This window comes from Stenotrophomonas sp. TD3 (assembly GCF_001939825.1).
Lineage (GTDB): Bacteria > Pseudomonadota > Gammaproteobacteria > Xanthomonadales > Xanthomonadaceae > Stenotrophomonas.
The window spans coordinates 1,124,966-1,144,321 of the sequence record NZ_MOYM01000001.1 but is presented as its reverse complement, the minus strand read 5'-3'; the positions used below and the strand labels follow the sequence as shown (position 1 = coordinate 1,144,321).

Annotated in this window: 13 protein-coding genes; 5 read left to right on the top strand and 8 right to left on the bottom strand. The window is 66.8% G+C overall.

The genetic code is table 11. The annotated features are described in order from the left end of the window. Positions 1-9: 9 nt before the first annotated feature. From mdcA to BKE09_RS05335, 5 genes are all read right to left on the bottom strand, one after another. Positions 10-1,653: a malonate decarboxylase subunit alpha gene (gene mdcA / locus BKE09_RS05355; protein ID WP_075675068.1), complete on the bottom strand. Its 1,644-nt coding sequence runs from the start codon at positions 1,651-1,653 to the stop codon at positions 10-12. A gap of 189 nt (positions 1,654-1,842) precedes the next feature. Then, the gene (locus tag BKE09_RS05350; RefSeq protein ID WP_075676584.1) at positions 1,843-4,035 is read right to left on the bottom strand and encodes a TonB-dependent siderophore receptor; all 2,193 of its coding nucleotides are present in this window, start codon (positions 4,033-4,035) and stop codon (positions 1,843-1,845) included. A gap of 357 nt (positions 4,036-4,392) precedes the next feature. Beyond that, positions 4,393-6,093, bottom strand: a complete 1,701-nt coding sequence (gene mqo, locus BKE09_RS05345) for a malate dehydrogenase (quinone) (RefSeq protein WP_075675067.1) — start codon at positions 6,091-6,093, stop codon at positions 4,393-4,395. Between the two features lie 183 nt (positions 6,094-6,276). Beyond that, positions 6,277-6,723, bottom strand: a complete 447-nt coding sequence (locus BKE09_RS05340; RefSeq protein ID WP_075675066.1) for a GNAT family N-acetyltransferase — start codon at positions 6,721-6,723, stop codon at positions 6,277-6,279. Between the two features lie 185 nt (positions 6,724-6,908). Then, positions 6,909-7,814 carry a LysR family transcriptional regulator ArgP gene (locus BKE09_RS05335; RefSeq protein WP_075675065.1) on the bottom strand — a complete coding sequence of 302 codons (906 nt, stop codon included), beginning with the start codon at positions 7,812-7,814 and terminating at the stop codon, positions 6,909-6,911. Positions 7,815-7,951: 137 nt separating this feature from the next. Between BKE09_RS05335 and BKE09_RS05330 the strand changes: the two genes are divergently transcribed. Both BKE09_RS05330 and BKE09_RS05325 read left to right on the top strand, forming a co-directional pair. After that, positions 7,952-8,587 carry a LysE family transporter gene (locus BKE09_RS05330; RefSeq protein WP_005415673.1) on the top strand — a complete coding sequence of 212 codons (636 nt, stop codon included), beginning with the start codon at positions 7,952-7,954 and terminating at the stop codon, positions 8,585-8,587. A 163-nt stretch (positions 8,588-8,750) separates the two neighbouring features. Next, a complete protein-coding gene (locus tag BKE09_RS05325; protein WP_075675064.1) occupies positions 8,751-10,739 on the top strand; it encodes a prolyl oligopeptidase family serine peptidase in 1,989 nt (662 codons plus the stop codon). Positions 10,740-10,795: 56 nt separating this feature from the next. Here BKE09_RS05325 and BKE09_RS05320 read toward each other — a convergent pair whose 3' ends face one another. Further along, entirely contained in the window at positions 10,796-12,550 is a 1,755-nt protein-coding gene (locus BKE09_RS05320; protein WP_075675063.1) for an oligopeptide:H+ symporter, read from the bottom strand. Between the two features lie 255 nt (positions 12,551-12,805). Here BKE09_RS05320 and BKE09_RS05315 point away from each other — a divergent pair, with 255 nt between their 5' ends. The 3 genes from BKE09_RS05315 (at position 12,806) to BKE09_RS05305 (ending at position 18,482) form a co-directional block, all read left to right on the top strand. Continuing rightward, complete coding sequence (locus tag BKE09_RS05315) at positions 12,806-14,770, top strand: oligopeptide transporter, OPT family (RefSeq protein ID WP_075675062.1); 1,965 nt, start codon at positions 12,806-12,808, stop codon at positions 14,768-14,770. A 234-nt stretch (positions 14,771-15,004) separates the two neighbouring features. Next, positions 15,005-17,083, top strand: a complete 2,079-nt coding sequence (locus tag BKE09_RS05310) for a S9 family peptidase (protein WP_075675061.1) — start codon at positions 15,005-15,007, stop codon at positions 17,081-17,083. 154 nt (positions 17,084-17,237) lie between these two features. Continuing rightward, complete coding sequence (locus BKE09_RS05305) at positions 17,238-18,482, top strand: DUF819 family protein (protein ID WP_049443746.1); 1,245 nt, start codon at positions 17,238-17,240, stop codon at positions 18,480-18,482. An 86-nt stretch (positions 18,483-18,568) separates the two neighbouring features. Here the strand turns inward: BKE09_RS05305 and BKE09_RS05300 are convergent, their stop codons facing one another. Beyond that, a complete protein-coding gene (locus BKE09_RS05300) occupies positions 18,569-19,048 on the bottom strand; it encodes a hypothetical protein (RefSeq protein ID WP_075675060.1) in 480 nt (159 codons plus the stop codon). A gap of 46 nt (positions 19,049-19,094) precedes the next feature. Further along, positions 19,095-19,355 (bottom strand): cell division topological specificity factor MinE, encoded by a 261-nt coding sequence (gene minE, locus BKE09_RS05295; RefSeq protein WP_005408532.1) that lies wholly within the window; start codon positions 19,353-19,355, stop codon positions 19,095-19,097. Position 19,356: the final 1 nt, after the last annotated feature.

Sequence of the window (19,356 nt, the reverse complement as noted above, 5' to 3'; positions counted from 1 at the left end):
CTCAGCCCCTTACCAGTTGCGGAAGCGCTTGGGCGGGTCGTACAGGCCGCCGGACCAGCGCACCAGATCCTTCACCGAACGTGCCGCCAGCAGGTCACGGCTGGCATCGCGCACGGATATGCCCAGGTCATCCGGGCGGCGGATGACGCCGCGGTCGCGCAGGTTCTCCACCATCGCGCGGTCGCGTCCCAGGCCCACGGCGGTATAGCCGGACACGCCGCGGATCGCCTGTTCGCGTTCTTCCGGGCTGCGGCACAACAGCAGGTTGGCGATGCCTTCCTCGGTCAGCACATGGCTGACGTCGTCCCCGTAGATCATCACCGGCGGCAGCGGCATGTCCGCGCGTTCGGCCAGTTCCCAGGCATCCAGGCGTTCGACGAAGGCCGGTGCCATGTGCTCGCGGAAGGTTTCCACCATCTGCACCACCAGCTTGCGGCCACGCGGCATCTCACCTGGGCGCGCGGCCTGCTGGCCGGCCTTGATCCAGGCGTCGCTGGCGTGGCGGCGGCCGCGTGCATCCGAGCCCATGTTCGGCGCGCCACCGAAGCCGGCGATGCGGTCGCGGGTGGCAGTGGAACTGTTGCCCTGCAGGTCGATCTGCAGGGTGGAGCCGATGAACATGTCACACGCATACAGGCCGGCGGTCTGCGAGAACGCGCGGTTGGAGCGCATCGAGCCATCGGCGCCGGTGAAGAACACATCGCTGCGCGCGGCGATGTACTTCTCCATGCCCAGTTCGGAACCGAACGAATGCACCGACTTGACGAAGCCCGATTCGATCGCCGGAATCAGCGCCGGGTGTGGGTTGAGCGCCCAGTGCTGGCAGATCTTTCCCTTCAACCCGAGCGATTCGGCGTAGGTCGGCAGCAGCAGTTCGATGGCGGCGGTGTCGAAGCCGATGCCATGGTTGAGGCGGTTCACGCCGTATTCGGCGTAGATGCCCTTGATCGCCATCATCGCCATCAGCACCTGGATCTCGGAGATCTGCGCCGGGTCGCGGGTGAACAGCGGTTCGATGTGGTTCGGCTTCGGCGCCTGCACCACGAAGTTGATCCAGTCCGCAGGAATATCGACGCGGGGGAGGGTGTCGACGATCTCGTTGACCTGGGCGATGACGATGCCACCACCAAACGCCGTGGCCTCGACGATCACCGGGGTGTCTTCGGTATTCGGCCCGGTGTACAGGTTGCCGTGCCGATCTGCGGCCTGTGCTGCGACCAGGGCCACGCGTGGGGTCAGGTCGATGAAGTAGCGGCCGAACAGCTCCAGGTAGGTGTGGATGGCACCGATCTGGATGCGGCCCTCGGCCACCAGGTTGGCCAGACGCACCGATTGCGGGCCGGAGAACGAGAAGTCCAGTTTCGAGGCGATGCCGCGCTCGAACACGTCCAGGTGCGAGGGCAGCGACAGCACCGACTGCACCATGTGCAGGTCATGCACCCGCGCCGGGTCAAGGTCGGCCAGGGCCTGGGCGAGGAAATCGGCCTGCTTCTGGTTGTTGCCCTCCAGGCAGACCTTGTCGCCGGGTTCCAGCAGCGCATGCAGCAGTTCGCCGACGTCGCTGGCAGCCACCTCGCGGCCCCGGGCCCACGGCGCGGCCCGTTGCAGGCGGGCCTGGCGGCTGCGTTCCAACGTATCCCAGCTCGGGTTCATCGACCGGCTTCCGATTGGCGTCGAAATAATTACGGCATAATTATGATGGCCGTGCAACCCGCGCTGCAGCAAATGAAAGGGCCCGCGCGGAGGCGGGCCCATTCAGATAGGCCACGACCGTGGGTCGTGGCGGAGGGCGTGCCGACCAACGGTCGGCACCCACCAGGCACCCACCGGGTCGCGGGTCGCTCAGAACTTCCAGCGCAGGCTGGCCGACACGAAGCGCGGCTCGCCGAAGTTGTTGTAGTCCAGGTTGGCCCAGTAGGTCTTGTCCAGCGCGTTGCGCACGCTCAGGGTCGCGGTCCAGTTGTCGCTGATGCGGTAGTTGGCGTTGAACTGCACCAGTGAGTAGGCCGGCTGGTTCACCGTCACCGTGCCTCCCAGCGGGTAGGCGATGTTGTAGCCCTGCACCTTGCTCTGCCACTGCACGCCACCGCCGATGCTCAGGCGCTTGAATGCGCCGCGCAGCTGCAGCTGGGTGTTGAGTTGCAGCAGGTCCTCGGGCGGATTGGCGTACAGCAGGTCGGTGGCGGCGCGGGTCACCTTGACGTGGGTGTAGCCGGCATTGACCGTCCAGCCCGGCAGGATCTCGCCGTTGACGTCCATCTCCCAGCCGCGCGCCTTGGTGCCGTTGATGCCGATGTAGGCCGAGCTGCCATCACTGAGCGTGCCTTCCGGCACGCTCATGTCGCGCACGGCGTAGTTGTCCTGCTTGGCTTCGAACACCGCCGCATTGGCCGTCAGGCGGCCATTGAACCACTGCGTCTTGATGCCCGCTTCCAGGTTCGAACCCTGTACCGGCGCCAGCAGGTTCTCGTTGCGGTCCTTGTAGTTCTGCGGATTGAAGATCTCGGTGTAGCTGGCATAGGCCGACACGTTCGGCGTGATCTCGTAGACCAGGCCCACGTACGGGGTGACTTCATCGCTCACCTTGTAGGCACCGCTGGTGCCGGTGTAGACGCCGGCGGCGTTGTACGAGCGGCTGAGCGTTTCCCAGCGGCTCAGGCGCGCACCGGCAATCAGCGACAGCGGATCGGCCAGGCGCAGGCGGGTGGCCAGGTAGACGCCGCTCTGCGTGGTCTTGGCCACGCGGCGTGCACCGGTACGGGTGTAGGTCACCTCGGAGATGTCGCCGTTCCAGTTGAACACGTTGGGGATGTAGTAGCAGCGCTCACGCCCGCAGGTTGCCCAGTCGCCCGGGAAGTTCAGTGCCAGGGTGTTGGTGGTGCCTTCCAGGTCCGACCACTGCGCGCCGACGGTGAGGTCGTGGTCGCGGCCGAACAGCGGGAAGCTGCCGGTCAGGTAGGCATCGACATTGCGGCGGGTGTCCTTCGAATCACCGGCAGCGGCACGCAGGTAGATGCCCGAGCCGGTCACCGGGTCCGGGTTGCCGGTGCCGTACAGGCGCACGTTCTGCACGTTGCCGCGGGTGTAGGCGGTGTTGATCTTCAGCAGCCAGTTGTCGCCGAAACGCTGTTCCAGGTTGGCGAACGCGGTGCTGCTCTCGCGCTTCCAGTAGCTCCACTTCGGCGACAGGTTGGTCGAGCGCGCCAGATGGGCGAAGTTGCCCTGGTTGTCGAAGAACGCCACGGTGCCCCAGGTCGAACCGGTCGGGTTGTTGTCCTGGGTCTGGTAGCCGACGGTGACCGTGGTGCTGTCGGTGACATCGCCCTCCAGCACCGCCATGCCGGCCATCTTGTTTTCCTTGTAGCGGTCGTAATACAGCCCGCGGTCGGTGTAGGCGGCGACCACGCGGCTGCGGAAGCGGCCGTCATCGGTCAGTGGCGCGGTTACATCGGCCTCCATGCGGCGGTAGTCCCAACTGCCGGCGCTGACCGCGAACGACGCGTCGAATTCCTTGCCCGGGCGCTTGCGCAGCAGGTTGACCGTGGCCGACGGCACGCCGGCGCCGCTGAGCAGGCCGTTGGCACCGCGGATCACTTCGATGCGGTCGTAGAAGGCGGTGTCGTACTCCTGGTTGGTGGAGCCGCTGTAGGTGGGAATGCCATCGACCTGGAAGTCGGTGATGGCAAAGCCACGCGCGTAGTACAGCGGGCGCTGCGTGTCATAGAAGGACACGCTGACGCCGGTGACGTTGCGCATCACATCGTTGATGCTGAACAGTGATTCGTCCTGCAGGCGCTGCAGGCTGATCGCGGTGGCCGACTGCGGGGTTTCCTGCAGGGTGATCGGCAGGCGCGTGGTACTGGCCGGCGGCGCCGACTGATCGGCACGCACGCTGACCCGGTCCAGGGTCTTGGCGTCGGCCGCGCCATCGGCGGCAGCGAACGCGCTGGGCGTGGCCAGCAGGGCCAGCGACGAAAGCAGGGCGGCCGGCAGCAGCGCGCGGCGGGGCAGGCAGGTACGGAAGGTCAGGGACATGGTGGGCTCGAAACGTGGAGGCGAGGAGGGCGGCAACAGTCGTCCAGCACCCGGGGCGGCGGCTTCGGGCACGGTCAGGTCCATCTGGGGAGAGGCGCGGTCACTGCGCAGGATGCAAATGTAAATAATTCTTAACAACATTACAATTCGCGTAATTGCACAGGGGCTTCCCGGCGCAGAGCAGTGGCGGGCCGGGGTCGGATCCCGTTGCCGCAGGCAATGGGCGCTGACCCCATCATCGGCGCCCAAGCGCAGGTCAGAGCCCTCCAGTGCGGGTAGGGATCCGACCCACCTCGCACAAAAACAAACGGCCACCCGAAGGTGGCCGTCCGTCTGCATCGAAAGGAACGCGCGGGCTTACAGCGCCTGCAGTTCCTCGTTGGCATTGCGCTTTTCCTTGGCCGGTGCCGGAACCGCTGCAGGCACTACCGCCGGGGCAGGAGCCGCCGCATTGGCGTCCACCGGCACCTCCAGGTACGGCAGGTGCAGGGTCTGGCTGGTCAGCGTGCGGATCTCGTTCACCAGCGCGGCGCTGTCGTTGAGCTTGCGCCCGTACGACGGCACGATCTCGCGCAGGCGGGTTTCCCAGCCGGCCTTCATCTGGTCCGGGAAGGCCTTGGCCATCAGGTCCAGCATGATCGGCGGCGAGGTCGACGCACCCGGCGACGCGCCGAGCAGGGCGGCGATGGTGTGGTCCTTGTCGGTCACGATCTCGGTACCGAACTGCAGCACCGGGCCCTTCAGCGGATCACGCTTGATGATCTGCACGCGCTGGCCGGCGGTGACCAGCTTCCAGTCGCCCGGCTTGGCATTGGGGAAGTACTTGACCAGTTCGGCCTGGCGGTCGGCATCGTTCAAGCGTGCCTGGCCCATCAGGTACTGCACCAGGTCCAGGTTGTCCTTGCCCACTTCCAGCATCGGGCCGACGTTGTTGTGGGTGACCGAGGAGTACAGGTCCCACCACGAGCCGTGCTTGAGGAACTTGGTGCTGTACAGCGCGAACGGCCCGAACAGGACCACCGGCTTGCCGTCCAGCTTGCGCGCATCCAGGTGCGGCACCGACATCGGCGGCGAGCCGGTCTCGGCCATGCCGTAGGCCTTCACGCCATGGCGCGAGGTCACGTCCTGGCCCTGGAAGGCGAGGAACTGGCCACCGACCGGGAAGCCGGCGTAGTCCTTCGATTCCGGAATGCCCGACATCTGCAGCAGTTTCAGCGCGGCGCCACCGGCACCGATGAACACGAAGCGGGTGTGGGTGGTGGTCTCGGTGCCGGCCTTCAGGTCCTTCACCGTCACGTTCCAGCTCTTGTCGGCGTTCTGCCGCAGCGCGCTCACCTCATGGTTGAGGTGCAGGCTGAAGTTCGGGCTGCGCTGCAGGCCGGTGGTCAGCTGGCGGGTGATCACACCGAAGTTGACGTCGGTGCCGAGCGGCATCCAGGTCGCGGCGACCTTCTGCTTCGGGTCACGGCCTTCCATCAGCAGCGGCGCCCACTGCTTGATCTGTGCCGGATCCTCGGAGTACTGCATGCCGTAGAACAGCGGGTTCTTCACCAGGGCCTGCTGGCGCTTGTGCAGGTAGGCGATGTTGTCATCGCCCCAGACGAAGCTCATGTGCGGGGTCGGGTTGATGAAGTCGCTGGGCTGGCTCAGCCGGCCTTCCTTCACCTGGTGCGACCAGAACTGGCGCGAAACCTCGAACGATTCGGCGATGCCGACCGCGCGCTTGGTCTCGATGCTGCCGTCGGGCAGTTCCGGGGTGTAGTTCAGTTCGGCGAACGCCGAATGGCCGGTGCCGGCGTTGTTCCAGCCGTCGGAGCTTTCGCCGGCGACGCCGTCGAGGCGTTCGTAGACCTGGATGTTCCAGTCCGGCTGCAGTTCCTGCAGGTAGGTGGCCAGGGTGATGCTCATGATGCCGGCGCCGACCGGCACAACATCGACGGGCTTGTCGTTGCTGGCGGCGGGCACCGAACGCTGGGTCAGCGGCCAGTACAGGAACAGCGCGGCGGCCAGCAACAGCAGCACGAGCAGGGCGAGCAGGGCCTTGCCAAATTTCTTCATGGGGGCGGGATCGTTGGCGGAGGGGAGGAGTTCAGGATGCGCATGGGGCAGGGAAAGGGCGTGAAGAAACAACGCCTTGCAGCATCCATCCGCGATTCTAACCGGATCCGGTCCGTTTTTGATGCAACGCAGCATCCGACGTTTCTCGGCACCGTCACGCGAAGCGCCGGGACCACGCCCGGCTCAGACCAGCTCGAGGATCTCGTCACCGGCCTCATCGATCTCGCCGGTCGGACGCCAGCCCAGGCGGCGGTAGAAGCCATGCGAGCGCGAACGCGGGTCGGCCGAGCAGGCCAGGAACAGGCGCCGGTGGCCGGCATCGCGGGTCAGGCTGACCACTTCCTGCAGCAGCTGGCGGCCGATGCCGCGGCCCTCGTACTCCGGCAGCAGCGCCAGCACCAGCACCTCGCCGCTGTCGTGGTCGGCGAAGCAGTAGCCGACCATGCGCTCACCCTCCCAGGCGATGCGGCCGATCGAATCGCCATGGGCGATGCCGGCCGCCCAGCTGTCCACGGTGATGCCCAGTTCCGCCAGCTGCGCCGCATTGAAGGCATTCTCGCGGGTGCGCCCGCGCAGGTCGATGCAGGCGGCGGCATCGTCGGGGCGGGCGTCGCGCAGGTACACGGGCATGCCGGACATCCTTGTAATGGTCGGCCCGCCAGTATCCGCATCGCGCATGGACCCGGTGTGTAGGCTCGATGGAGATCCGATGGAGCCCCGAAAAAGGGGACGGAGGGGATTAAGCCGTATTTGCCTTGGATGTCGTATTGGCCTTGAACGACTTAATCCCCTCCGTCCCCTTTCTGCGCCATGGGTCAGCGCTTGCGCCGGATCAGTGCCGAGGAAGCATCCAGCACCGCGCGGGTCAGCAGGGCCATGGTCTGCACGTCGCCCTTCCAGTGCTGCCAGTACAGCGGCACGTCTTCCCACGCGCGCTGGCGTACGTAGACCAGGCGGCCCGCGTCCAGGTGCCGCTTGACCAGCGGCAGGGGATTCATGGTCCAGCCCATGCCGCCCAGGTTGGCCTGCACGAAGGCGCGGGTGGAGGGAATCCACCAGGTCGGCGCGGTGCTCGGCAGGTCGTCGCCGGCCATGCGCCGGGCGAAGCGCGACTGCATTTCGTCCTTGCGGTTGAACACCAGCACCGGTGCCTGCGCCAGCGCCTGTGCGGTCACGCCCTTGGCGAAGTGGCGCTCGCGGAACTCGGGGGTACAGGTCGCCGCGTAACGGATGCTGCCCAGCGCGTGGATCTGGCAGCCCTGCACCGGCTCGTCCAGCGTGGTCACCGCACCCAGCACCGTGCCCTGGCGCAGCAGTTCGACGGTGTGGTCCTGGTCTTCCACGCGCAGGTCCAGCGTGGTGCCTGTGCCCTGCGCGAACTGCGCGGCGGCGTGCGGGAACCAGGTTTCCAGGCTGTCGTGGTTCACCGCCACCGGGATGCTGGCCTGGGGCAGGTCTTCGTCGGCCAGGCCCATCCGGTGCAGCGCATCGTGTTCGAGCAGGGCGGTCTGCTCGGCCAGCTGCACCAGCAGCTGGCCCTCGGCGGTGGCGGTGGCCGGGGTGCCGCGCTTGACCAGCAGGCGCCCGATCCGGTCCTCCAGCGCCTTGACCCGCTGCGAGATGGCCGAGGGCGTGACATTCAGCGAGTGTGCGGCGCGGTCGAAGCTGCCTTCGCGGATCACTGCGGCCAGGGCGCGCAGCTGGGCATGGTCGATACGCATCGAATTAAGTTCCGCTAATGTTGGTTTAGGAAGTTTAGCTCGTCTTTTTCATGTTGCGGCGCGACAATGGCGCTCGTTCCGGTGCTGTCCGCCTTCGCGAGGCACCGTCCCCCCAGCAATACAAGGCAGTGAATCCCATGTTCTCGGTCATCTCCGCCAGCACCGGCCTCGGTGCCTGGTTCTCTGGTGCAGCCACCGGCATCGGCCTGTTCGCCGTGGTCGGGGCCCAGAGCGCCTTCATTCTGCGCCAGGGCATCCTGCGCAAGCACATCGTGCCGGTGGTCGCCACCTGCGCGGCCATCGATGCCATCTTCATCTTTGCCAGCGTGGCCGGCCTGCGCACGCTCACTTCGGCGCTGCCGTGGCTGACCACCGCCGTGCTGTGGACCGGTGTCGCGTTCCTGGCCTGGTATGCGATGAAGTCGGCACGCCGTGCGATCGCCGGTGGCGGTGGCATGGGCGAGGCTGACAGCGACGACGGCAGCCGCCGCGCGGTGCTGATGGCCGCGGTCGGCTTCTCGCTGATCAATCCGCACTTCTGGCTGGACATGATGGTGATCGGCTCCATCGCCGAGAACTTCGGCAACGCCCGCATGGCCTTCGCCGCTGGCGTGGTCACTGCCAGCTGCCTGTGGCTGACCGCGCAGGGCCTCGGCGCGCGCCTGCTGGCGCCGCTGTTCACCAAGCCCAGCACCTGGCGCGTGCTCGACGGCACCATCGCCGTGATCCTCAGCATCCTGGCCCTCATGTTGGCGGTGCGCGGGGTCCACTGACCCGGCGCACGCCCCCCGAACCCACGTCCTGACTCTCTCTCCAAGGTAGTGGCAACGACGGCACCGGCAACGGTGCCGTCGTCTTTTCCGGCTCTGGCGGGAAACGTACGGCCCTGCCTAGAATCGTCCACCAGGACAAGGTGTCCACAGGAGCAGGGGAAGGATGCACAAGACGATTCTGGCGGCCGCACTGGCCGTCATCGGGGGCGTTGCCGCAGGCAGCGTGGGGGCGGTGGACCTGACGCAGTACCTGCGTCGCGAGACCTTCACCGACATCAAGATTTCGCCGGGGGGCGAGTACGTGGCGGCAACGGTGCCGATGGAGGACACCACCGCGATCGCCGTGCTGCGGTTGAAGGACAAGCAGATGGTCGGTGGTTTCCGGCCACCCAGCCGCAACCACGCGCAGGAATTCGACTGGGTCAGCAATGAGCGCCTGCTGATCGGCCTGGCCCAGAAGTGGGGCTCGCTCGACCAGCCCAATCCCACCGGCGAACTCTATGCCATCGATGCCAACGGCAATCGCGGCGAACTGCTGGTGGGCTACCGCGTGGAGAGCAACGGCCCGGGAACCCGCATCCAGCCGAAGAAGGTCGAAGCAGTGGCCGCCTTCCTGGCCGACGACCTGCCGGGCGACGAGCGCAACGTGCTGGTCACTGTGTGGCCGCTGGCCGAGGATCCGTTCACCCGCGTCGATCGCATGGATGTGACCAGTGGCCGTCGCTCGCGGGTGGCGTCCTCACCGGTACGGCGCGGCGAGTTCACCACCGACGGCGCGGGCGAGGTCCGCTTCGTGCACGGCTCGGGCAGCGACAACGTCAACAAGCTGTACTTCCGCGACCGCAGCGGTGACAGCTGGAAGCTGATCAACGACGAGGCGGTCAGCAAGCGCATCGAAACCGCCCTCGGCTTCTCGGCCGATGACAACCTGGCCTATCTCAATGTCGAGCAGACCCAGGGGCCGGATGCGATCGTCAGCTGGAATCCGCAGACCGGCGAACGCGCCACCCTGCTGCGTGACGAGGTGGTCAATCCGTACCGCATCATCCATCGGCCTGGCACCCATGTGCCGGTGGGCGCGCTGTATCTGGGCGATACGCCGCGTACCCGTTTCTTCGACGAGAAGTCGCCGGAGGCACGCCTGTATCGCAGTCTGGAAGCCGCCTTCGGTGGCGCGGTCTACATCACCTCCAGCACCCGCGATGGCCGTGTCGTGCTGGTGGAAACCTGGTCAGGCACCAATCCCGGCGATTTCTACGTGTACGACACGGTGGCGCGCAAGGCTGACCACCTGATCAGCCGCAGCGACTGGATCGACGTGGACCGCAGCGCCAGCGTGAAGCCGATTGCACTGAAGGCCCGCGACGGGCTGCCGCTGCATGGCTTCCTGACCCTGCCGGCCGGCAGCGACGGGCGTAACCTGCCGATGGTGGTAATGCCGCATGGTGGCCCGTTCGACATCTTCGATTCCGGCCAGTACGACCGCGAAACGCAGATGCTGGCCGCCGCCGGTTATGCCGTACTGCAGGTCAACTTCCGCGGTTCGGGCAACTACGGCCGGGCCCACACCCAGGCCGGTGCGCAGCAGTGGGGCGCGGCGATGCAGGACGACGTCACCGATGCCACCCGCTGGGCGATCAGCGAAGGCATCGCCGACGGCCGTCGCATCTGCATCTATGGCGCTAGCTACGGAGCCTACTCGGCGATGATGGGGGCCGCCCGCGAGCCCGGGTTGTACCAGTGCGCGGCCGGTTATGTCGGCGTCTACGACCTGCCGATGATGTACACCCGTGGCGACATCCAGGACCGCGGTTCAGGCGTGACCTACCTGCGCGAATGGCTGGGGGATCCGGCCAAGCTGGGCGCGGTGTCGCCGGTGAACCTGGCCGAGCGGATCAAGGTGCCGGTGTTCCTCGCGGCCGGTGGCGAAGACAAGCGCGCGCCGATCCAGCACACCGAGCGCATGGAAGCGGCGCTCAAGCGTGCCGGCACGCCGGTGGAGAGCCTGTACTACAAGACCGAAGGCCACGGTTTCTACACCGAGGCCCATCGCAGCGAGTACTACGACAAGCTGCTGGCGTTCCTGGCGCGCAGCCTGGGGGGCAAGACCGCCACGGCCGCACCTGCGGCCGGCAAGGACAAGGCGCCCTGAACTGACAGGGCGGCGGATGATCCTTCCGCCGCCCTGGTTTTCCGCATGCGCGGGGTTTACTTGACCCCGTGCATCATCCGCTTCAGCAGCGGCGCAGCGATGAAGGCGGCCAACGCGCAGCCCAGCCCGATCCACATCAGCAGCCAGAACAGGTGCGCATAGGCGCCGGCCGCGGCCACCATGTCCAGCGATTCGCCTTCCGGCACCTCGATCGCGGCCAGCTTGCCGAACAGCGCGGCCAGCGTTTCCGAGAACGCGGTGGCCAGGAACCAGGTGCCCATCATCAGGCTCATCACCCGCGGCACGGCCAGCTGGGTCACTGCCGACAGGCCGACCGGCGACAGGCACATCTCGCCGCTGGCCAGCAGGAAGTAGGCCAGCACCAGCCACCACACGCTGGCCATCTCACCGGTGGCGCCGACCTGCTGCGCCGCCAGCGCCAGCGGCACGAACGACAGCGCGCCGATCACCAGGCCCCAGGCTGACTTCACAGGCTTGCCCGGCTCCCAGCCGCGACGGTCCATCCACGTCCACAGTGCGGCGAAGGCTGGCGCCAGCAGCACCAGGAACAGGCCGCCGAGGTAGGTCAGCGAGCCGGCAGTCTGCGGAATCACCAGGCAGTCGCGCACCAGCAGCACCAGCATCAGCACGACGATGGCGGCGAAGAACGTGCGCGGTGCGGCCGAACCCGGGCGCCGTTCGGACAGGCGCGCGCTGACCACGAAGCCCAGCGGTGCCAGCAGCAGCGAGATGATCGACCACGGCAGCGGCGTACCGCCGGTGATCACCAGCGCAGGCACGATGTCCTTGGTCAGCAGGCGGTCGGTGAAGGTCACCCACGAGCCATACGACTGCTCGTACATCGTGAAGAACACCAGCGCCATGAAGATCAGCACCATCAGCGCGATCATCTGCTGGCGCTGCACCGGCGTGCACTTGCTGCCGGTGAACCAGGCGAACCAGACCAGCACGCCGCCCAGCACCACCAGCATCAGCATCAGCGCCAGGCTGATTTCGCCGCCCAGCGCGAACGCACCATTGCCGGCAGCCCACATCAGCCACGCCACCGGCAGCACGCCGAGCACCGCGCACAGATAGATGAGCCATTCGCGCGGCAGGCCCAGCACCTTCTGCTTCAGCGCCGCCGGTTGCGGCGGCTCGGCGTGGCCCTGCAGGTACTTCTGGCCCCACAGGAACATTGCCAGGCCGGCCAGCATGCCGATGCCGGCCGCGCCGAAACCGTATTTCCAGCCATACGCCTCGCCGAGGAAGCCACACACCAGCGACGAGAACAGCGCGCCGAGGTTGATGCCGGCGTAGAACAGCGAGAAGCCCGAATCGCGGCGCGGATCGTCCTTGGCGTACAGCTTGCCGACGATGGTGGAGATGTTCGGTTTCAGGAAGCCCACGCCCATGATGATCAGGGCCAGCGACAGGTAGGTCACCGCCAGCGCCGAGGTGTCGCGCACCACTTCGCCGTTCACCCGGTACGCCGCGTGGCCTTCGAAGGCCATGCCAAGGTGCCCGAGCACCAGCAGGATGCCGCCGAACAGCACCGCCCGGCGCATGCCCAGCCAGCGGTCGGCCAGCATGCCGCCGAACACCGGGATGCAGTACACCAGGCCGCCGTAGGCGCCAAGCAGGTCCAGCCCTGCCTTGTCGCCGAACAGGTGGTACTTGGTCAGGTACAGCAGCAGCAGCGCCTTCATGCCGTAGAAGGAGAAGCGCTCCCACATTTCGGTGAAGAAGCAGACATAGACGCCCTTGGGGTGGCCCAGGAAGTCGTCGGAGGCGGTAGCGGCAACGGTCATCGACGGCGGGGACAGCGGAAAGGGCGCGATTATAGAAGGGCAGGGGCCGGATCACGGCGCTTATGACAAATACGACTTAATCCCCTCCGTCCCCTTTTTGCGGCAGGCGCTGCGCGGCTTTGCGGGATCGGCCGGTTGGCCTTGCCGCACCGGTCGGGCGGCCGGGTGGGCCAGGGCCGGCGGTGACCATGCGCACTGGACTTGCCGCCCCCTGAACGCTAGCGTGCAGGGGATTTTTTGCCAGCAGGGGCTTCCATGAACCACGACGCTGCGCCCAAGCAGCTCACCTTCCGCGCAGTGGCCCTGGCCATCGTGCTGGCGGTGGTGCTGTCGGCCGCAAACGCCTACCTCGGTCTGTTCGCAGGCCTGACCATCGCCACCGCCATTCCCGCTGCGGTGATTTCCATGGGCGTGCTGCGCCTGCTGGGCGGTGGCTCGATCCTTGAAAACAACATCGTGCAGACCGGCGCCTCGGCCGGTTCGTCGATCGCCGCCGGTGTGATCTTCACCATCCCCGCGCTGGTGATCATGGGCTACTGGCCGGACTTCAAGTACTGGTGGGTGCTGGGCATCGGCGGCCTCGGCGGCCTGCTGGGCGTGCTGTTCTCGGTGCCGCTGCGCCGTTCGATGATCGTCGAAGACCCGCTGCCGTTCCCGGAAGGCAAGGCAGCGGCGGAAGTGCTCAAGGCCGGTGAGAACCCGGGCCCGGGCCTGAAGATCCTCGCCATTTCGGCGGTGATCGGTGCCTTCGTGAAGCTGGCCGCGGAAAGCGGCATGCGCCTGATTCCCGATGCCTGGGCCACCTCGGCCTACGTCGGCAGCTCCAAGGTCACCGCCTTCATCGGCACCAACCTGTCGCCGGCACTGCTGGGCGTGGGCTACATCGTCGGCCTCAACGTCGGCATCGTGGTGGTGTCCGGCTCGATCCTGACCTGGCACATCGCCATTCCGATCTACCAGGCGTTCTTCATGAACACCGATCCGGCACTGGCCGCGTCGGTGGCCGCTGCTTCCTCGACCGAGGCCGCGTTCGCCATCTGGGGCGCGAAGATGCGCTACCTGGGCGTCGGCGCAATGCTGATCGGCGGCATCTGGACCCTGATCTCGCTGCGCAAGTCGCTGCTCAACGGCGTCAAGAGCGGCTTTGCCGCGGCCCGCAAGAGCGGTGGCCCGGTGCTGGCGCACACCGAGCGCGACCTGCCGATGAAGTGGATGCTGGTCGCCCTGGTGGTGTTCGTGCTGCCGCTGCTGGCCCTGTACCAGGCCATCGTCGGCCAGTGGCACGTGTCGATCCCGATGACCCTCATCATGATCGTCGCCGGCTTCCTGTTCGTCTCGGTCTCGGCTTACCTGGCCGGCCTGATCGGCTCGTCCAACAACCCGGTCTCGGGCATCACCATCTCCACCATCCTGTTCGCCTCGGCCGTGCTGGTCGTGCTGCTGGGCAAGGATGGCCTGCAGCCGGTCGGCGCCTTCGGCGCGCCGCTGGGCGCGGTGGCCGCGATCATGATCGGCGCGGTGGTGTGCTGTGCAGCAGCGGTCGGCGGTGACAACCTGCAGGACCTCAAGGCCGGTTACATCGTCGGCGCCACCCCGTGGAAGCAGCAGCTGATGCTGGGCATCGGTGCGTTCTCCTGCGCGCTGATCATGGCGCCGGTGCTGAACCTGCTGGCCACCGCCTACGGCATCGGCGTGAAGTCCGAGCTGCACCCGAACGCGCTGGCTGCTCCGCAGGCCAACCTGATGGCCTCGGTGGCCAAGGGCCTGTTCGGTGGCGAGCTGCCGTGGACCTTCATCGGCATCGGTGCCGTGGTGGGCGCCGCCATCATCGCCTTCGACAGCTGGCTGAAGTCGCGCAACGCCCGCTTCCGCGTGCCGGTGCTGGCCGCCGCCATCGGCATCTACCTGCCGCTGGAACTGATGGTGCCGATCTTCCTCGGCGGCCTGATCGCCTACCTGGTCGAGCGCTTCCACAAGGTGCGTGCCGACGACGAAGAAGGCCGCGACCGCGTGCACAAGCCGGGCGTGCTGTTTGCTGCCGGCCTGATCACCGGCGAGGCACTGATGGGCATCGCCATCGCGATTCCGATCGTGGTCAGCAGCCGCGCCGACGTGCTGGCCGTGCCGTTCCACCTGCCGGGCGCACAGTGGATCGGCCTGGCCGTGCTGTTCGTGGTCGGCTGGCTGATCTACCGCACCGGCAAGCGCGCCGTGGCGTGATGCACGGGGTCGGATCCCTTCCCGCAGGGAAGGGCTCTGACCCGGTAGTGCCGGCCGCTGGCCGGCAACCAGACAGATTGCCGGCCAGCGGCCGGCACTACCGCAAACCGCGCTACGGCGCGGTTTGCCTTTTCTGGCGAAGGCATCGACCCGTCCCCGGCCATGACCGATGGCCTTGGCAGTCCCGGCCACCCGGGCCTACCATCGGTTTTTTGCCGTCCTGCGGAGACCCCGATGAAACTGCGTCATGCCCTGCTGCCACTGAGCCTGCTGGCCGCCCTGCCCAGCGTCGCCGCTGCCCGTGGCCTGGAAGTCCGCGACATGGTGGCCATGGACCGCGTCTCCGCGCCGGTACTGACCGCCGATGGTGGCACCGTGGTGTTCGCCAAGCGCAGCGTGGACGCCAACCTGAAGGCCTCCACCGCGCTGTTCGCGCGCAACCTGCGCACGCGTGACGCGGCCCCGCCGAAGCAGATCACCCCGGCTGGCTGGAGCGTCAATTCCGCGTCGCTGTCGGCCGATGGCCAGACCGTGTATTTCCTCAGTGCCAAGAACGGCAGCCAGCAGCTGTACGCGCAGCCGATCAACGGCGGCACCCCGCGCCAGCTGACCGACTTCCCGGTGGACGTGGACAGCTACCACGTGTCGCCGCAGGACGACCGCGTGCTGTTCAGCGCCGGCGTGTTCCAGGCCTGCGCCTCGGACCTGGCCTGCACCGAGAAGAAGCTCAAGGACGTGGCCGGCGCCAAGGCCAGCGGCAAGGTCTTCGATTCGCTGTTCGTGCGCCACTGGGATACCTGGAACGATGGCCGCCGCAACACCCTGTTCGTCGCTCCGCTGCCGACGGCCAAGGCCGGTGCGGTCAAGGGCGCGTCGGCGCTGAGCGCGACCATCGATGGTGATGCCCCGTCCAAGCCGTTCGGCGGCAATGATGACTTCGCGTGGTCGCCGGATGGCGCCAGCGTGGTGGCCAGCATCCGCGTGGCCGGCAAGCAGGAGCCGTGGTCGACCAACTTCGACCTGTACCGCTTTGACGCTGCGGGCAAGCAGGCACCGGTCAACCTGACCGCCTCCAACCCGGCCTGGGATGCCGGCCCGGTGTTCAGCGCCGACGGCAAGACCCTGTTCTACCGTGCGATGAAGCGCCCGGGCTTCGAGGCCGATCGCTTCGGCCTGATGGCGATGGACGTGGCCAGCGGCAAGACCCGCGAGATCGCCCCGCAGTGGGATCGTTCGGCCGGCGGCATCACCCTGTCCGCGGATGGCGCCAGCATCTACACCACCGCTGATGACCTCGGCGAGCATCCGCTGTTCCAGATCGACGTGGCCAGCGGCAAGGCCACCAAGCTGATCGGCGACGGCAGCGTGACCTCGGTCGACGTGGCCGGCAACAGCGTGGCGATCACCCGCAACAGCCTGAAGAGCAACGACCAGGTGCTGGTCGGCCTGCTGCCGGCCGCGGGCGAAGCCATCGGCGAACTGCGCGCGCTGACCCCGGCTGCCGGCGAGGTGCTCAAGGATGTCAGCTTCGGCGACTACGAACAGTTCGAGTTCAAGGGCTGGAACAACGACACCGTGCACGGCTATGTGGTCAAGCCGCACAACTACCAGGAAGGCAAGTCGTACCCGGTCGCGTTCCTGATCCACGGCGGCCCGCAGGGCAGCTTCGGCAATGGCTGGAGCTACCGCTGGAACCCGCAGACCTATGCAGGCCAGGGCTACGCCGTGGTGATGATCGACTTCCACGGTTCCACCGGCTATGGCCAGGCCTTCACCGATGCGATCAGCCAGCACTGGGGCGACCGTCCGCTGGAAGACCTGCAGAAGGGCTGGGACGCGGCGCTGAAGAAGTATTCCTTCCTCAACGGTGACAAGGCCTGTGCGCTGGGTGCCAGCTACGGCGGCTTCATGGTCAACTGGATTGCCGGCAACTGGAACAGCCCGTTCAAGTGCCTGGTCAACCATGACGGCGTGTTCGACCAGCGCATGATGGGCTACGCCACCGAAGAGCTGTGGTTCACCGAGTGGGAGCAGGGCGGTACGCCGTACCAGAAGGCCGCGAACTACGAGAAGTTCAACCCGGTCAACCACGTGGCGGACTGGAAGAAGCCGATCCTGGTCATCCATGGCCAGCAGGACTTCCGCATTCCGGTCGAGCAGGGCCTGGCTGCCTTCACCGCCGCCCAGCGCCAGGGCATCGAATCGAAGTTCCTGTACTTCCCGGATGAAAACCACTGGGTGCTGAAGCCGAACAACAGCATCCTGTGGCATGACACCGTCAACGCCTGGCTGAAGCAGCACATCGGCAACTGATGACTGCAGCGCCGCCCTTCGGGGCGGCGCTTTTGTTTCACCATCTGCTTTACCGGTGGGTGCCGATGTTCCCGCCGGTGGGTGCCGACCGTTGGTCGGCACACCTCCAGCCAACAGCAGCCGGCCAGCGGCCGGCTCTACCCAGAGCGCCTGCATGCCCTCAACCGCCCTGATCCAGAACGACATCGTCGTCTTCGGTTTGATCGCCGCCACCCTTGGCGCCGTGTTCTGGACCGCCTCGCGCGAGCAGGGGCTGTGGAAGCGCTTCTATACCTTCGTGCCGGCACTGCTGCTGTGCTACCTGATTCCCGGCATCTACAACACCGTCGGCCTGATCGACGGCCAGAACACCAGGCTCTACAACCCGATCGCACGCGACATCCTGTTGCCGGCGGCGCTGATCCTGCTGACCCTGGCGGTGGACATCAAGGGCATCCTGCGGCTCGGCCCGAAGCTGGTGCTGATGTACCTGGGTGCGTCCGCCAGCATCATGCTCGGTGCGGTGGTGGCGTTCCTGGTGATGCGCGCGATCCATCCCGACACCGTGGCCGGTGATACCTGGGCCGGCATGGCCGCGCTGGCGGGCAGCTGGATCGGTGGCGGTGCCAACATGCTGGCGATGCGTGAAGTGTTCGACGTCAATGCGACCACCTTCGGCCAGTTCGCGGTGGTCGATGTCGGTGTCGGTTACGTGTGGATGGCCGCGCTGATCTTCCTGGCCGGGCGTGCAGCGAAGATCGACGCGCGCAGCGGTGCCGACACGTCGGCCATCGATGAGCTGAAGGAGCGCATCGCGCGCTTCCAGGCCGAACATGAGCGCATTCCCAGCCTCACCGACCTGATGCTGATCGTCGCCGTGGCCTTCGGCGGCGTCGGTTTGTCGCATGCGATCGGTGCGCCGCTGGCGGCGTGGTTCAAGGCCAACGTCAGCTGGGCTCCGCAGTTCAGCCTGGACGCGCCGTTCGTGTGGGTGGTGGTGCTGTCGACCACGCTGGGCCTGAGCCTGAGCTTCACCCGCGCACGCAATCTGGAAGGCGCGGGCGCGTCGCGGCTGGGCTCGCTGCTGCTGTACTTCCTGATCGCCTGCATCGGCATGCAGATGGATCTGCTGGCGCTGCTGGACCGCCCGTGGCTGTTCCTGCTCGGCCTGATCTGGATTGCCGTGCACATCGTGCTGCTGTGGTGCCTGGGCAAGCTGCTGAAGGTGCCGTTCTTCTACTTCGCCATCGGTTCGCAGTCGAACATCGGTGGACCGGCCTCGGCGCCGGTGGTGGCGGCCGCGTTCCATCCGGCGCTGGCGCCGGTGGGCGTGCTGCTGGGCACGATGGGCTATGCGACCGGCACCTACCTGGCCTACATCGTCGGCATCACCCTGCGCGCACTGGCCGGGCAGGGCTGATGGGTAGTGCCGGCCGCTGGCCGGCAACCAGGCGATGCTTCCCAGGTTCAGGAGGTTGCCGGCCAGCGGCCGGCACTACCGATGCGTTACGCCACCGGCAACCCGCGCTCGATCAACCACGCCTTCGCGTCTTCGGCGTCCTGCTCGAACCACGCCTTCGTAGACCCCAGCCGATACGTATATCCCCAGGCATCCATGTCGGCCATCAGTTGCTGGCTGCCGACACCGGGCAGCTGCCCGGCCAGCACGATCTGCAGGTAGCAGGTCGCGTCTTCCTCGGCCACCGAGTCGGTGGCATCGGTATGCACCTGCGCACGCCGCTCCGGCGGCAGCACGATCAGGTGGCAGGCTTCGTGCAGCATCGAGTGCACCGGTGTGTCATCGCGCACGTACACGTTGCTGGCGATGATGCCCGCCTCGGGCTCGCCCCAGTAGCTGCCGGGAATCGGTTCGCCGGCCGCCACGTGGTGCAGCCGAAGGCCGTGCGCGGCGAGCAGGCACTGCGCATCGGCGAAGGCGATGTCGCCCACGCAGGTGATGTCCACGGCGGTTGTCGTATCGGTCATGCGGGTCAGGCAGCCCCGCCCATGCAGGCACGGGCGGGGCAGGGGATCAGGGTTTGTCCGGGCCTTCAGGCAGCGCCACGGAGATGTCCAGCACGTCGTGCTGGCCATCCTTCACCAGGTCGACCTTCACCGCATCGACGTCGATGTTTACGTACTTCTTGATCACTTCCAGCAGCTCGCGCTGCAGCAGCGGCAGGTAGTCCGGGCCACCGCGGTGGCTGCGTTCCTGCGCGATGATGATCTGCAGGCGGTTCTTGGCGGTTTCGGCGGTGGTCTTCTTCGCTTTGAGGAAATCAAACAGGCCCATG

What these genes read in the sequence shown, in the direction of transcription:
- mdcA (WP_075675068.1), bottom strand. Translation starts at nt 1,653, where the DNA reads ATGAACCCGAGCTGGGATACGTTGGAACGCAGCCGCCAGGCCCGCCTG.
- BKE09_RS05350 (WP_075676584.1), bottom strand. Translation starts at nt 4,035, where the DNA reads ATGTCCCTGACCTTCCGTACCTGCCTGCCCCGCCGCGCGCTGCTGCCG.
- mqo (WP_075675067.1), bottom strand. Translation starts at nt 6,093, where the DNA reads ATGAAGAAATTTGGCAAGGCCCTGCTCGCCCTGCTCGTGCTGCTGTTG.
- BKE09_RS05340 (WP_075675066.1), bottom strand. Translation starts at nt 6,723, where the DNA reads ATGCCCGTGTACCTGCGCGACGCCCGCCCCGACGATGCCGCCGCCTGC.
- BKE09_RS05335 (WP_075675065.1), bottom strand. Translation starts at nt 7,814, where the DNA reads ATGCGTATCGACCATGCCCAGCTGCGCGCCCTGGCCGCAGTGATCCGC.
- BKE09_RS05330 (WP_005415673.1), top strand. Translation starts at nt 7,952, where the DNA reads ATGTTCTCGGTCATCTCCGCCAGCACCGGCCTCGGTGCCTGGTTCTCT.
- BKE09_RS05325 (WP_075675064.1), top strand. Translation starts at nt 8,751, where the DNA reads ATGCACAAGACGATTCTGGCGGCCGCACTGGCCGTCATCGGGGGCGTT.
- BKE09_RS05320 (WP_075675063.1), bottom strand. Translation starts at nt 12,550, where the DNA reads ATGACCGTTGCCGCTACCGCCTCCGACGACTTCCTGGGCCACCCCAAG.
- BKE09_RS05315 (WP_075675062.1), top strand. Translation starts at nt 12,806, where the DNA reads ATGAACCACGACGCTGCGCCCAAGCAGCTCACCTTCCGCGCAGTGGCC.
- BKE09_RS05310 (WP_075675061.1), top strand. Translation starts at nt 15,005, where the DNA reads ATGAAACTGCGTCATGCCCTGCTGCCACTGAGCCTGCTGGCCGCCCTG.
- BKE09_RS05305 (WP_049443746.1), top strand. Translation starts at nt 17,238, where the DNA reads ATGCCCTCAACCGCCCTGATCCAGAACGACATCGTCGTCTTCGGTTTG.
- BKE09_RS05300 (WP_075675060.1), bottom strand. Translation starts at nt 19,048, where the DNA reads ATGACCGATACGACAACCGCCGTGGACATCACCTGCGTGGGCGACATC.
- minE (WP_005408532.1), bottom strand. Translation starts at nt 19,355, where the DNA reads ATGGGCCTGTTTGATTTCCTCAAAGCGAAGAAGACCACCGCCGAAACC.